15 protein-coding genes are annotated in these 14192 nt (G+C 42.1%); 11 read left to right on the top strand and 4 right to left on the bottom strand.

Translation table 11 applies throughout. From position 1 onward, the window contains the following. Positions 1 to 2: 2 nt before the first annotated feature. From LKD41_RS07040 to LKD41_RS07015, 6 genes are all read left to right on the top strand, one after another. Positions 3 to 602: a glycoside hydrolase family 3 N-terminal domain-containing protein gene (locus LKD41_RS07040; protein WP_227700791.1), complete on the top strand. Its 600-nt coding sequence runs from the start codon at positions 3 to 5 to the stop codon at positions 600 to 602. Positions 603 to 760: 158 nt separating this feature from the next. Continuing rightward, complete coding sequence (locus tag LKD41_RS07035) at positions 761 to 1363, top strand: AAA family ATPase (protein WP_117697827.1); 603 nt, start codon at positions 761 to 763, stop codon at positions 1361 to 1363. A gap of 224 nt (positions 1364 to 1587) precedes the next feature. Continuing rightward, positions 1588 to 2304 carry a 4'-phosphopantetheinyl transferase family protein gene (locus tag LKD41_RS07030; protein ID WP_227700790.1) on the top strand — a complete coding sequence of 239 codons (717 nt, stop codon included), beginning with the start codon at positions 1588 to 1590 and terminating at the stop codon, positions 2302 to 2304. 76 nt (positions 2305 to 2380) lie between these two features. Further along, the gene (locus tag LKD41_RS07025; RefSeq protein WP_022243504.1) at positions 2381 to 3043 is read left to right on the top strand and encodes an HAD family hydrolase; all 663 of its coding nucleotides are present in this window, start codon (positions 2381 to 2383) and stop codon (positions 3041 to 3043) included. 15 nt (positions 3044 to 3058) lie between these two features. Further along, positions 3059 to 3943, top strand: a complete 885-nt coding sequence (locus tag LKD41_RS07020; RefSeq protein ID WP_227700789.1) for a MurR/RpiR family transcriptional regulator — start codon at positions 3059 to 3061, stop codon at positions 3941 to 3943. A gap of 391 nt (positions 3944 to 4334) precedes the next feature. Next, positions 4335 to 4661: a putative quinol monooxygenase gene (locus LKD41_RS07015; protein ID WP_022243501.1), complete on the top strand. Its 327-nt coding sequence runs from the start codon at positions 4335 to 4337 to the stop codon at positions 4659 to 4661. 227 nt (positions 4662 to 4888) lie between these two features. Here LKD41_RS07015 and LKD41_RS07010 read toward each other — a convergent pair whose 3' ends face one another. After that, positions 4889 to 6763 carry an ABC transporter ATP-binding protein gene (locus LKD41_RS07010; protein ID WP_227700788.1) on the bottom strand — a complete coding sequence of 625 codons (1875 nt, stop codon included), beginning with the start codon at positions 6761 to 6763 and terminating at the stop codon, positions 4889 to 4891. Then, on the bottom strand, positions 6763 to 8514 hold the full coding sequence (locus LKD41_RS07005; protein ID WP_227700787.1) for an ABC transporter ATP-binding protein: 1752 nt from the start codon (positions 8512 to 8514) through the stop codon (positions 6763 to 6765). Before LKD41_RS07005 ends, LKD41_RS07010 begins: the two co-directional genes overlap by 1 nt. A gap of 128 nt (positions 8515 to 8642) precedes the next feature. Here LKD41_RS07005 and LKD41_RS07000 point away from each other — a divergent pair, with 128 nt between their 5' ends. The 5 genes from LKD41_RS07000 to LKD41_RS06980 all read left to right on the top strand — a co-directional run bounded on the left by LKD41_RS07000 (position 8643) and on the right by LKD41_RS06980 (position 12907). Continuing rightward, positions 8643 to 9083 (top strand): MarR family winged helix-turn-helix transcriptional regulator, encoded by a 441-nt coding sequence (locus LKD41_RS07000; RefSeq protein ID WP_227700786.1) that lies wholly within the window; start codon positions 8643 to 8645, stop codon positions 9081 to 9083. 99 nt (positions 9084 to 9182) lie between these two features. Next, positions 9183 to 9608: an NfeD family protein gene (locus LKD41_RS06995; protein WP_022243497.1), complete on the top strand. Its 426-nt coding sequence runs from the start codon at positions 9183 to 9185 to the stop codon at positions 9606 to 9608. Between the two features lie 30 nt (positions 9609 to 9638). Next, entirely contained in the window at positions 9639 to 10490 is an 852-nt protein-coding gene (locus LKD41_RS06990; protein ID WP_117947180.1) for a patatin-like phospholipase family protein, read from the top strand. Between the two features lie 12 nt (positions 10491 to 10502). Continuing rightward, the gene (locus LKD41_RS06985; RefSeq protein ID WP_227700785.1) at positions 10503 to 11960 is read left to right on the top strand and encodes an MFS transporter; all 1458 of its coding nucleotides are present in this window, start codon (positions 10503 to 10505) and stop codon (positions 11958 to 11960) included. Continuing rightward, a complete protein-coding gene (locus LKD41_RS06980) occupies positions 11957 to 12907 on the top strand; it encodes a D-2-hydroxyacid dehydrogenase (RefSeq protein ID WP_227700784.1) in 951 nt (316 codons plus the stop codon). Before LKD41_RS06985 ends, LKD41_RS06980 begins: the two co-directional genes overlap by 4 nt. Here LKD41_RS06980 and LKD41_RS06975 read toward each other — a convergent pair. Together LKD41_RS06975 and LKD41_RS06970 are read right to left on the bottom strand one after the other, a co-directional pair. After that, on the bottom strand, positions 12883 to 13836 hold the full coding sequence (locus LKD41_RS06975; RefSeq protein ID WP_227700783.1) for a zinc dependent phospholipase C family protein: 954 nt from the start codon (positions 13834 to 13836) through the stop codon (positions 12883 to 12885). The two genes, LKD41_RS06980 and LKD41_RS06975, sit on opposite strands and share 25 nt — an antisense overlap. A gap of 121 nt (positions 13837 to 13957) precedes the next feature. Beyond that, a partial coding sequence (locus LKD41_RS06970) for a hypothetical protein (protein WP_227700782.1) occupies positions 13958 to 14192 on the bottom strand: 235 nt, incomplete at its 5' end.

Raw genomic sequence — 14192 nt, 5'->3', positions numbered from 1 at the left:
TTTTGCATATAGCATCATTATCGAAAGAACTGCTACAGGGATTGTTAAGAGGAAAGCTTGGTTTCAACGGAATGATTACTACAGATGTCACCAATATGGTAGGCTTTGGCTGTGCCGGAAGACGTAAAGAGCTGCTTCCGAAATCCATCAATGCAGGCTGTGACATGCTTTTATTTACGAAGAATCTGAAAGAGGATTACGAGACTGTTTTAGAGGCAGTTAAGAGTGGCATAATTTCAGAAGAACGTCTGAATGAGGCGGTTACTTATATTTTGGCAACAAAAGCATCTTTGAAGCTGCATGAGAAACAGAAATCGCATACTCTGATTCCGGATGAGTCCGCCCTTGATATTTTGCGTTGTAAGAAGCATATTGACATGGCATATCAGGTATCCGATAAAGCAATTACACTGGTAAAGGATGAGCAGAATCTTCTGCCACTTTCTAAGGATAAATATAAGAAGGTACTGACCATCGTATTAGGAGATGCCATCAGTGCCAGCGGAAAACCGACAGTGGGAGACCACCAATCGGATATAATGCACCTTGAAGAGAACCAAAAAGAAATCCTTTTACTGGTACAAAAAAGTAATCGAAAGTAACGGAGCAATTCTAAGATAAACGGCTGTTATTATCTTAAAAAATATTGCATATTTATGAAAAAATAGGAAAAAAAGTAAAAAAAACCACTTGTTCTATCGGAAAACCTGTTTTATAATAGAGAGAAAAATGAACAGGCAATACGGAGGAAGAAGTAGAAATGAGCAAGAAACTGATTATCGTAACATCACCGCCGGCTTGCGGGAAAACATATATTTCAAAAGAACTGGCAAAGAGATTAAATCATATTGTATATCTGGATAAGGATACTTTAATTACATTATCCAAACAGATTTTTGTAGTGGCTGGACAGCCATATAATAGAAGCAGTGATTTCTTTGAGAAGAACATTCGTGATTATGAATATGAATGTGTCGTAAATCTGGCACTGGAGGCATTGGAGTATGAAGATCTGGTTCTTATCAATGCACCATTTACAAGAGAAATCCGTGATATGGAATATATCAAAGGTCTGAAAGCCCAGCTGGCAAAGAAAGATGCTACATTAGTAACAATCTGGGTACAGACAGATCCGGAAATCGTTCATGAGAGAATGATTACCAGAGCATCTGACCGTGATGATTGGAAGTTAGAGCACTGGGATGAATATATTGCATCCTGTAACTTTGAGATTCCGGAAGATCTGCATGATCCGAATGTAAAAGATGATTTACTGATTTTCAATAACAACAATGATGAAGAGTTTGAAAAGTCCATGAAAGAGATTACTGGAATCTTAAATGAGACTATCAATCAGGACTAATTACATAGTTTAAAAGTGGAATCCCGGGCAAAATGCTTCTTATGGGAAGAGAAGTATTTTGCCCGGGGATTTTTTACTTTACAGGAAATTGCTTTCCTGTAAAGTAAAAAATGCTCCGCGAGGATGCGCACTGCGGCGTATAAGGTAGATGTCGCAAGCGACCGCCGCAGGCGCGAGAATGTGCCAAGGCACATTCTTTTTTATAACAGAATGTGGAGAACTTTTTGTATTTGTGCTATGATGTGGATATGTGGAGCATATATGGAATGGATATCCGGCTGTTAAAAGAGCATCCGGAATATAAAGAACAAATAAAATTGCTTCCCACACGTTGGGAGAAGGTAAATAAAATAAAAAAAGAAGAGGACAGACTGCGGAGTATTGCTGCAGGCATCCTGCTTTCCTATGGGTTACGGGAAAATGGCATAGATTTAGATGCCTGTCAGCTTATAATGGGAACCCATGGCAAGCCGCAGGTGGCAGGCTGTGAGGGACTGCATTTTAATCTGTCTCACACAGGAAACTATGCAGTGGCGGTATTTTCTGATGCACCGGTTGGAATTGATATCGAACACCGGAGAGCATTAAAGCAGACGCTTTTGGACAAGTGCTTCACAAAGGACGAGCAGGCATGGATACAAAGCCAGCCGGATAAAGAAATGGCATTTGTACGCCTCTGGACAGCCAAGGAAAGCTATGTAAAATGGAGTGGCGAAGGAATTACCTTTCCCTTAAAGAGCATTGCAGTTCACCGGAGGGAGAATGGCATCGCATCTTATCCGAAGAAAGATGGCATCGCATTTTACCGGGAAGGCATCCAGCAGCCGGTAAGCTTCGCAGAGTATGATGGGATACCGGATTACCACATCTGCGTGTGCACTGCTTCTGAAAAAGAAAATGCAGCAGAAATTATATGGCTACAAGAAGACAGCTTCTCATGAGCAATGTCAGCGCATGATTTACATTTGCTGTCTGCTAATTATGGGGCGGGGGAAGTGACAGAAAGGTAGAAGAAGGATGAAAAAATATAACACTGTTATCTTTGACTTGGATGGAACCTTATTAAACACATTAAAGGATTTGACTGATGCAACCAATTATGCATTGGAAAAATATGGACAGCCACAGCACAGTATAGAGGATGTCCGGAAATTTGTCGGAAATGGCATCCGCAAGCTGATTGAGCGTGCGTTAGAGGGCGGAGAGGAAAATCCGGAATTTGAGCATGTATTTGCAGCTTTTAAAGAATATTATGGTGAGCATTGTAATGATACCACCTGTCTTTATCCGGGCGTGGAAGAAATAATTACTTCCTTAAAGGGACAGGGCTATCGCCTTGCAATTGTTTCAAATAAAGCGGATTTTGCAGTAAAGGAATTACAGCAGATTTATTTTAAAGGAAAGATTGAAGTTGCCATTGGAGAAAAAGATGGCATTCGTAAGAAACCCGCACCTGACACTGTTATGCAGGCGTTAAAGGAGCTTGGAAGCAGCAGGGAAGAAGCGGTCTATGTAGGCGATTCTGATGTGGACATTGCAACAGCAGCAAATTCCGGTATGCCATGTATCAGTGTGACCTGGGGATTCCGGGATGTTCCATTTTTAAAGGAGCATGGAGCAACACATCTGGCAGCTAGTGCTGAAGAATTGTATGCAATTTTAGATGAATTCAATGCGTAAAAAGGAGAATGGCAAATGGAAATTATCCGACAGATGCAGGAGCGGAAGGACTTGACGGAACGGGAAAGAAATATTCGTGATTATCTGATGGAACATCCGGAGGCTGTCATTTCCATGACAGCAAAGCAGTTAGGGGAAGTTTCTTATAGCAGTACTGCTGCTGTAAGCCGCTTTTGCCGGAAAATCGGCTGTCAGGATTATGGAGAATTCCGGCTGCGTTTCCTAAGTGAATTGCAGAGTACGGAGGGTGGACAGGAGACGACCACAGAGCATTTTGTAATACAGCAGCAGGAAAATGCCATGACCATTATGAATAAGATTGCGGACATTGACACCCTTGCCGTTGAAAAGACAAAGCGTCTTCTTACGATTGATCAGCTGGCGCGGGTGGGAAAAATGGTGCATGAGGCCAAGTACATTGATTTCTATGCCTTTGATATGAATATACATCTGGCACGCTACGGCTGCAGTCAGTTTTTCCATTGCGATAAGGTGGCAAATACTTATGCGGAAGATAATATACAAAGGATGATGGCATTGCAGAATAATGAAAATCATCTGTCCATCATGATTAGTCATACCGGAAATAATAAGAAGCTGGTGGAACTGGTAAGGGATTTACATCGGGCAAAAGCAAAAACCATTCTGATTACATCCCAGGGCAAAAGCAGGATGAAAACATATGTGGATGAGGTTCTGCTGACACCAAGAACACTGACAGAGTGTGGAAGTATCCGGATGGAAGGACTGTGGACAGTGGCATTTTCCGCAGCAACAAAATACCTTCTGGATGTTATGTTTGCAATGGAATTTTCTGCCGGTTATGATGAAAATATAAAACTGAGCAAGCAATATTATGAGATTGGTGTAAAGAACCTGTGTGATACAGAAAAATCATAGCAATAAAATGAAACAAAATTTCAAGATTTTATTCATAAGAGCCGATTCTTTTGAAACGATCATTCAAAATCCGTCACACTTGTTGCAGAGAACAGAAAACATGTTATCCTTGAACTGTAAGGAAGACATCGCCATATGTCCCTTGCATTTATAGCATGTTGGAGCCCGGAAAATAAATTCCGGGCTCCGTTAAAAAAGGAGTGACGCATATGAAATTAAAGAAGAAAATGAAACGAATGTTAGAAGCAAATCTGATGAATGTAATACTTGCAACAGAGCAACAGGGATTAAAGAAACTGATGATTCATTTCTTAGAGACTTTATAACTAGAATTTTGATAACTGCAATATTACATTTATAAAATAAAAATATTATCAGGAGGGAGACGCATATGAGTATAACAGTAAATCTTTATTACACCGGTGAAAATGGAAATGCATTAAAGTTTGCCCGGGAGATGGAAAGCAGCGGAACGGCAGATGCAATCCGCCGGGAAGAGGGCAATTTAAGGTATGAATATTTTATACCGATGCAGGATGAGAAAACGGTGCTTTTAATAGACAGTTGGGAGAACCAACAGGCATTAGATGTGCACCATGCGTCTCCGATGATGCAGACCATTGCGGCATTGCGGGATAAATATGATCTTCATATGAGAGTAGAACGTTACGTATCGGACGATGAAACCACGCAGGATGATAAATTCATTCGAAAATAAGCAGTATATCTATGATGGCAATGACCGGAATATTCTTGCCAGATATTGTAAAGGAAAATTTGTAGCAAAACCATTTGCATAGCAGACATTGCATAGAATACGAAAGAAGACACGAGGTATGTTCAGACAAACAACAGTTGGTTGAAACATACTTCGTGTCTTTTACGTTGCTAAGAAGCTATAAAGCTATAAAGCACTGTCTATGACAGAACCTGCATGTAGAAAGTTTATCCGTGCAGTCCGGTATACAACTGATAATATTTACCCTTCTGGGCAATTAGTTCGTCGTGGCTGCCCCGTTCAATAATGCGACCCTGCTCTAATACCATGATACAGTCACTGTTCTTAACAGTGGAGAGACGGTGGGCAATGACAAAGGTTGTTCTGCCTGCCATCAGTTTATCCATACCATCCTGAACGATACGCTCGGTTCTGGTATCGATGGAGCTGGTTGCTTCGTCAAGAATCAGTACCGGAGGATTGGCAACAGCTGCACGGGCGATGGCAAGTAACTGACGCTGTCCCTGGCTTAAGTTGGCACCATCACCGGTCAGCATGGTATTGTAACCATCCGGAAGATGGCGGATAAAGGAATCAGCATTGGCAAGCTTTGCAGCAGCGATAACTTCATCGTCGGTAGCATCCAGTTTACCGTAGCGGATATTTTCCATTACGCTGGCGGTAAAGAGGTGGGTATCCTGTAATACGATGCCAAGAGAGTGTCTTAAGTCAGCTTTCTTAATCTTGTTGATATTGATACCGTCATAACGGATTTTACCATCCTGGATATCATAGAAACGGTTAATCAGGTTCGTAATGGTGGTCTTACCAGCACCGGTAGAACCGACAAAAGCAATTTTCTGACCGGGAGTAGCAAATAATTTTACATTGTGTAAGACAATCTTATCATCATTATATCCAAAGTCTACATCATCGAAGACCACATCTCCCTTTAACTCTACATAGTCAATGGAGCCGTCTGCCTGATGCTGGTGTTTCCAGGCCCAGCGTCCGCTTCGGGTATTGGAGGTCTCTACAAGCTTTTCTCCGTCTTTTTCTACATTGACAAGAGTAACATAACCTTCATCTGTTTCCGGTGTTTCATCCAAAAGGGTGAAGATTCGCTCGGAACCTGCCATAGCCATAACAATACTGTTTAACTGCTGGCTGACCTGGTTGATTGGCATATTAAAGCTTTTGTTAAAGGTTAAGAAACTTGCCAGTCCGCCCAGTGTAAATCCGCCGATGCCATTTAAGGCGAGGACACCACCAACCATGGCACAGAGTACATAACTGATGTTACCAATCTGGGCATTTGCCGGCATTAAGATATTGGCAAATTTGTTGGCATTGTCAGCACTGTGGAAAAGCTGGTCATTTAATTTGTTAAAAGCTTCGATACTTTCTTCTTCGTGGCAGAAGACTTTAATTACCTTCTGACCATCCATCATTTCTTCGATAAAACCATTGGTTGCACCAAGGTCACGCTGCTGAGCGATAAAGTATTTACCACTTTTTCCGGCAAGATTTTTCGTGACAAGGAGCATGACACCAACCATTACAAGAGTAAGAACAGTCAGTGGGATATTCAGGATAATCATGTAAATCAGTACACTGACAATGGTAATGACACTGTTGATTAACTGCGGAATACTCTGGCTGATCATCTGACGAAGGGTATCAATGTCATTGGTGTATACAGACATGATATCGCCGTGGGCATGCGTGTCAAAGTATTTAATGGGCAGTGTTTCCATATGGGTAAACAAATCGATTCGCAAATCATTTAAAGTACCCTGCGTAATATAAATCATAATCTTAGAATAAGCAAAGGTACTTAAAACTCCCACACCGTAAAAGCATGCAACACGAAGGATGGCAGCAGCCAGCGGTGCAAAGTCCTTATCCGGTGAATTCAGAATCGGGATAATATAGCTGTCAATCAGGGTTTTCATAAACATGGTTCCCTGGGTGTTGGCAAGAACACTTAATACAATAAAGACAAGTACCAGGAAGCAGGCAATTCCGTATTTCCGGAAAATGTAAGCCATCAGACGGCAGAATAATTTGCCCGGATTCTTTACTTTCCTTTTTTCAGCCATTACTGAGCACCTCCATTCTCATCAAAGTCACCACCGCCGCCGGTCTGGGATTCATAGACATCACGGTAGATGGCATTATTTGCTAATAATTCTTCATGGGTTCCAAAGCCGTTAATCTTACCTTCATCTAAGACAATAATGCGGTCAGCACTCTGGACACTGGAGATTCGCTGGGCAATAATCAGCTTGGTTGTACCCGGAATCTCTTCGGCAAAGGCTTTGCGGATTTTTGCATCGGTTGCGGTATCTACGGCACTGGTGCTGTCATCCAGAATCAGAATCTTCGGTTTCTTTAAGAGGGCACGGGCAATACAAAGACGCTGCTTCTGACCACCGGATACGTTGGTTCCCCCCTGTTCGATGTATGTATTGTATTTATCCGGAAAAGTGTTGATAAAATCATCGGCACATGCTAATTTGCAGGCACGGATACATTCTTCTTCCGTAGCATTTTTATCGCCCCAGCGCAGGTTATCAAGAATTGTACCGGAGAAAAGTACGTTTTTCTGCAGTACAACGGCAACCTGGTTACGCAGGGTATCAAGGTCATACTTTCTTACATCAATGCCGCCAACGGAGACAGAGCCTTCATTTACATCATACAGACGGCTGATTAAGTTCACCAGACTGGACTTGGAACTTCCGGTTCCGCCTAAGATACCGATGGTTTCACCGGAATGAATAGACAGATTGATATCGGAAAGAACCGGCTCAGCCGCATCTTCTTTATAGCTGAAGGTAACATGGTCGAAGGTAATACTTCCGTCTTTTACTTCCATAACCGGATGCTTTGGGTTATTTAAGTTACTCTTTTCGTTTAATACTTCAGAAACCCGGCGGGCACTGGCAACACTCATGGTAATCATGACAAATACCATGGAGAGCATCATCAGGCTCATCAGAATATTCATACAGTAGGTTAAGAGACTCATCAGCTCACCGGTAGTGAGGCTGCTGTTTACAATCATCTTTGCACCAAGCCAGCTGATTAAAAGAATACAGGTATATACCGTAAACTGCATGGCAGGAGCGTTGAAAACAACAACATTTTCAGCCTTTACCAGGAGCTTGTAAATATTTCCGCTGGCTTTCTTAAAAGTAGAAGCTTCATGGTCTTCACGGACATAAGCTTTTACGACACGGATAGCGGAAACATTTTCCTGGACTCTTGCGTTTAAGTCATCATATTTTGGAAAAGCTTCATTAAAATATTTGGTAGCAAACCGGATGATGATAGCAAGCACACCACCTAAGAGGATAATGGCAATCAGATAAACGCTGGCAAGCTTCGGACTGATAAAGAAGGACATTGCCATGGCACAAATCAGACTGGCCGGTGCTCTCGTACACATGCGGAGGATCATCTGGTAAGCATTCTGCAGGTTGGTAACGTCGGTAGTCATACGGGTAACAAGACCTGCAGTGCTGTATTTATCAATGTTAGCAAAGGAAAAGGTCTGAATATTTTCAAACATGGATTTCCTTAAGTTACGGGCAAATCCGGTGGATGCCCGGGCACCATATTTTCCACCCATAATTCCGGCAAACAGGGAGAAGCATGCAGCAACGACCATCCAGGCACCGACTACATAGATGTGATGGATGTCACCCTTGTTGACACCATTATCAATGATGGAAGCCATCAGAAAAGGAATTAAAGTTTCCATCAGAACCTCAAGAATCATAAAGATAGGAGTTAAGATGGAATCACGTTTAAATTCTTTAATCTGGGCAGCTAAAGTCTTTAACATAAATTTCACTTCCTTTTTTCTAAATTGTATGCTATAACATAAATGTTAGCATACTAACAGATATTGTTATATAACAATATTTTTTATATGTCAATGAATTTTTCGGGAAAGAAAAGAAGGATTATGAAATGGGCAAAGAGAGAAAACTTGGAAACGATATCCGGGTCATACACAATATGATAGGGATGTACTGCGACCGGTATGGTGCGGATCACCGAGATGGTGTGGCACCGATGCAGGGGCGGACACTGGGCTTTTTATATTGTAATAAAGATAAGGTCATTTGCCAGAAGGACATCGAGCAGGAATTCTTAATTTCCAGGGCAACGGCAAGCAAAATGTTACAGTCCATGGAGAAAAAGGAGCTGATTACCAGAAAAGAACTAAAAGAGGACGCACGATTAAAGCAGATTCTTCTGACGAAAAAAGGGGAACAGCAGCATTTGAAAATGATGAACTTCTTTTCTGGAGTGGAGAAGCTCCTGGTGGATGGAATGACAAAAGAGGAAGCAGATGAGCTATCCTCTCTTTTAAAGCGGGTGCGCCATAATCTTGAGAAGAATCTGTAAAGCTTAGGAAAAGACATAAGGAAAAGAGAAGGTTCTACTTCCTATATATATGACTTTTTGCTATAATAGATGCAAACGAAGAAAAGGGAGGAGCAGGAGATGATTATTTTCTGGTTAGCACTTTTTGTAATATTACTGATTATAGAGATTATTACGGTAGGACTGACAACCATCTGGTTTGCAGGCGGAAGCATGGCAGCCCTGATTGTGGCAGCAGTAGGAGGTCCAGTCTGGCTGCAGGTAATTTTATTCCTTGTGGTATCTTTTGTATTGTTATTCTTTACAAGACCATGGGCAGTAAAATATTTAAACCCGCATAAGACCCGGACGAATTACGAGGATGCCATCGGAAAGACCGTACGTGTAACAATGAAGATTGACAATATCGAAGAGACAGGAACAGCTGTATTAAACGGACAGGAATGGACGGCAAGAAGCAATGACGATGCAGTTACCATAGAAGCAGATACTACTGCAGAAGTTGTGGCAATAAGTGGTGTCAAACTGATTGTAAAACCACAGTAGAGTAAGAAAAGATAAGGCAGGCGATTGCATATGAAACTTGGAATGGTATTTGAAGGCGGAGCCAGCAGGACAATTTTTTCCTGTGGAGTGGCAGACGCATTTCTTGAAGAAAATATAATGCCTGATTATTTTATCGGCGTATCGGCAGGAATAGCCTTTGGCTTATCCTATTTGTCAAAGCAGCACGGCAGAAACTTAGAGCTTGCAAGAAAATATATGTCAGATGGCAATTATCAGGGATTTAAGTTCTTATTTGATAAGAACCGCAAGACCTTTTATAATCTGGATTACGTCTTTGATGAAGTGCCAAATAAATTACTGCCCTTTGATTATGATGCATTTGCAGCATTTCCGGGACAGGTGGAAGCAGCAGTGACCAACATTCATTCCGGTAAAGCAGAGTATCTTGAAGTGCCAAGAGACAGCTCCAGCATGTCAGTTATCGAAGCAAGCTGTGCACTTCCGGTATTTTTCAAGCCGGTGCAGGTAGGCAGACGCTATTATCTGGATGGCGGCGTGGCAGATTCCGTTCCATTTGAGAGGGCATTAGAGCAGGGCTGCGATAAGGTAATTGTCGTACTGACAAGAGAGCGTGGCTATGAGAAGCATACGGATGGAGGAACGAAGATTTCTTCTGCATTATATCGGCGTTATCCAAATATCGTAAAGGATTTGAAGGAGCGTCCGGCAAAATATAATGAGTCCATGCAAAAATTATTCCGGTTGGAAAAAGAAGGACGCGTTTTTGTAATTGCACCGGATACGACCCATGGGGTAGGCAGAACCGAAAGTGACCCGAAGCGGTTAGAAGAATTATACGAAGAAGGTTATCTTGAGGGAAAAGAACAGATGGTAGCATTAAAGAATTATTTGAAGAAGTAAGAAGCAGGAATGATGAGTGAACAGATAGAGCAGGAAAAGACAATTCATTATAATGATGCAAAGATCTGGCAGATTGCATTTTTTTCCATGAATAATACAGCAGCAAATCTGTATCTGGCTTTGATGGGCTATATCTCATACTATGCCAATTCCATGGCTGGCTTTTCTGTTGTGTTGATTTCTTCACTGGTAACAGCAATGAATATTTTTGATGGTGTAACTGACCCTGTGGTTGGTTTTCTGTTGGATAAGAGTAAAGGACGGTTTGGAAAATTCCGTCCTTTTATGGTGGCTGGAAATATACTGATGGCAGTCAGTGCTGTTCTCCTGTTTGCGACAACACATCTGATTCCAAAGTGGGTACGGATTCCGTATTTTATTATTATCTATGCAATTTTTATTATCGGATATACCTTTCAGACTGTGGTTGCCAAATCGGGGCAGACGATTATTACCAATAATCCGAAGAAACGCCCGCTGTCCACTTATTTCGATTCCATTTTCATCATGGCGGCATACGGCGGCAGTGCCTTGTTTGTAGCCAATTATCTGGTGCCGAAATACGGTGGATTTACCAACGAAGAGCTGTATGTGGAGTATGTATTCTGGGTTGTGGTATTGTCGGCACTGGCAACACTTTTGGCGGTAATCGGAATCTGGAAGAAAGACCAGCCGGGACGCTATGAACATCAGCAGACACAGAAGATTAAGGTGTGGGATTTTTTCTTGATTTTAAAACAGAACAAGCCAATCCGTATGCTGATTATGGCAGCCTGCACCAACCGGTTTGCGGCAACGGTATACAGCCATACAACAGTAGGCGTTATGCTTTATGGCATCATGATGGAAAATTATGGAATCGCCGGATGGATTGGTGTGGTGGCAGCATTGCCAACGCTTTTGGTAGTGACCGTTGGCATCCGGGCAGCACAACGGATGGGACAGAAGAAGGCACTGGTATTATTTACGGGACTTGGCATTTTCTTCCAGTTACTATTGATTGTGGTATTGATGCAGGATAATATCAATACGGTTACTTTTAATCTCAAACATTTTAATGCCATTTCCTTCTGGTTTATGTTATTCTTTGTATTGTTAAATGGCTGTAAGTCCATTACAAATAATATGGTGGTGCCGATGATTGCAGACTGCTCCGATTATGAGCAGTACCGCAGCGGTAAATTTGTACCGGGACTGATGGGAGCACTGTTTTCCTTTGTAGATAAAATTTTTGCAGCACTGGGAACGGCATTTGTAGGACTGGTAATGTTACTGATTGGATATAATAAAACATTTCCGCAGATTGGTGATGTCTTGACACCGGTATTGCGTTATACAACCATATTCCTATTTTGCGGAACACCGATTATCGGCTGGGTGAGTTCTTTGATTGCGTTGAAATTTTACCGGCTGGACAAGAAGAAAATGAATGAAATTGCGGCAGCATTGCAGGAGGAAGAGATAGAATGAAAATCGTTTTTTTAGATGCAAAATCAATTGGAGAGGATATTGATTTATCCGCATATGATGCATTGGGAGAAGTTATAAAATATGATTTCTCGACAGCAGAGGAAGCGGCAGTACGAAGCGTGGATGCAGATGTGCTGGTACTAAATAAAGTAGAAGTTAACGAAAAGACCATTAGAAATGCAAGCCACTTAAAGCTTGTGTGTGTGACGGCAACCGGAACGAATAATCTCGATAAGGCATACCTTGAAAAACGTGGTATTGCATGGCGCAACGTAGCGGGATATTCCACGGAATCGGTGGCACAGCATACCTTTGCCATGCTGTTTTATTTACTGGAAAAACTGCCTTATTATGACCGCTATGTAAAAGATGAAAAATATATCGGAGATAAAATGTTTACCCACTTTGATAAACATTTCGGAGAGCTGGCAAAAATGACCTGGGGCATTATCGGACTTGGAAATATCGGAAGAAGAGTTGCAGATATTGCAAAAGCCTTTGGCTGTCGTGTCATTTACTATTCCACTTCCGGACGAAACAGCCAGCCGGGCTATGAGCGTGTCAGCTTCGAAGAACTGTTAAAGGAATCGGATATTGTATCCGTTCATGCACCGTTGGATGAAAACACGTTGGATTTGATGAATAAAGAAGCTTTTCATCAGATGAAGAAAACGGCTATTTTCTTAAACCTTGGAAGAGGACCGATTGTGGTAGAAGAGGATTTGGCAGAAGCCTTGGAACAGGGCGAGATTGCGGCAGCAGGACTGGATGTCCTCCGGGTAGAACCGATGAGTCCGGAAAATCCGCTGCGCAGAATCAAAGACAGTGAGAAATTACTGATTACGCCGCATATTGCATGGGCGAGTGTGGAAGCCCGCACCCGCCTCATGGAGATTATCTGTGGTCAGATTCAGGAATTTTTCTATAATGGAAGTCCGGAATCATAAGAGTTGTTTCCTAGCTCTAAGGAAAGTGCATCTAACTGTTCCCGGTAAACCGGCGTTCCGATTGGAAGCGTAAACAGTCTTGCAGTTTTATTTAAGATGGACTGATACCGGGTTCCTGCAGTATCCAAAAGGTCAAAGAAGGACTCATGGGAGACATCTTCTTTGTTCCATGGATTCCGCCAACGGAAATGACGAAGATTCAGCGGGTCTACCGTAAAAGTAAAGTAGTCACTTGGAATCAACGGAGAAATACATGCATAACCTAAAGTCTTTGCCTCGATTTTACGGGCAAGGACTTTTTTCTTGCCCTGCGGGTCACGAATCCATGCGGTATTAAGCTGCACAGCTTCTAAGGCAGCCTGCATGGAGCGGTAAGTAAAGCGGTACTCTTTATATGTGGAGCTGTAAGTCTTTAATAATAAAGAAGCAATGATGTGCCGTTCCTTCCGGCTGATGTGCAGGGTGGCACTCTGGTTGAATTCAGATGGCGCACAGTTCTTATAATAGGTAAGAAGCTCTGCATCAATATCTGTTTCCAGATATACATGATGACCAAAATAACCCTTATCATAAGTGCCATAGTGTGACTTGGCAAAGATATATGGATGACAGGTAGTATCTAAGACATAATGTCCAAGAAAGCCGCAGATATAGGAAATGGCAATCTGCTGCTCCGTCTCTTCCAAGAACATGTCCTTACTTTTTAAAAGCTGGATAAGAAAAACACCGGTATTTTTGTGGTGTGCCAACTGCCCGATATTTCCGGAAGAGCGAAGGTAGGACGGTAGGTAATAAAAGAAAATATCCGGTCCCTGTAAGCCCATACAGAATGCATGCGGAAATTTACGGATGCAGGAAACAAGATCCGGTTCCTCTAATTCACGAAAAGAATTCAGTCCAAATAAATAGTGGGTGGTAAATCCTGGCATAACAACAATCCTTTCAACTAATTATATTTTAAGTGATTGCAAAAAGGAGACATAAGTCTGCAGGTGAATTTTGATTATCCGAAGGGAATTCTTTTTCTTTGATATGAAATGCCAGCAGTTCTTAGTGCATGTTTTTCTTGATTGTAAACTGTCTTTCCGCCTGCTTTGACGGAAGTACTGCACTGTCCGCCGGATGCGGATGTAACATAAAGCCTGCAAGGGGCACTGGGAATTTCGATTTACATTTCGTTCGTTCTGGCAACCGGCGCAAATTCACATCCATGTTCAGATGCGCCTCGCTGGGTTCGTTCTGCAAAGCACGGTGCAATGGATTATCAGGTAGATGATGATTTTGG

The sequence above is a fragment of the Roseburia sp. CLA-AA-H209 genome (assembly GCF_020687575.1).
GTDB lineage: Bacteria > Bacillota > Clostridia > Lachnospirales > Lachnospiraceae > Roseburia_C > Roseburia_C amylophila.
Note: the sequence above shows the minus strand (reverse complement) of the source record. Positions and strands in the feature narration are given on the sequence as shown.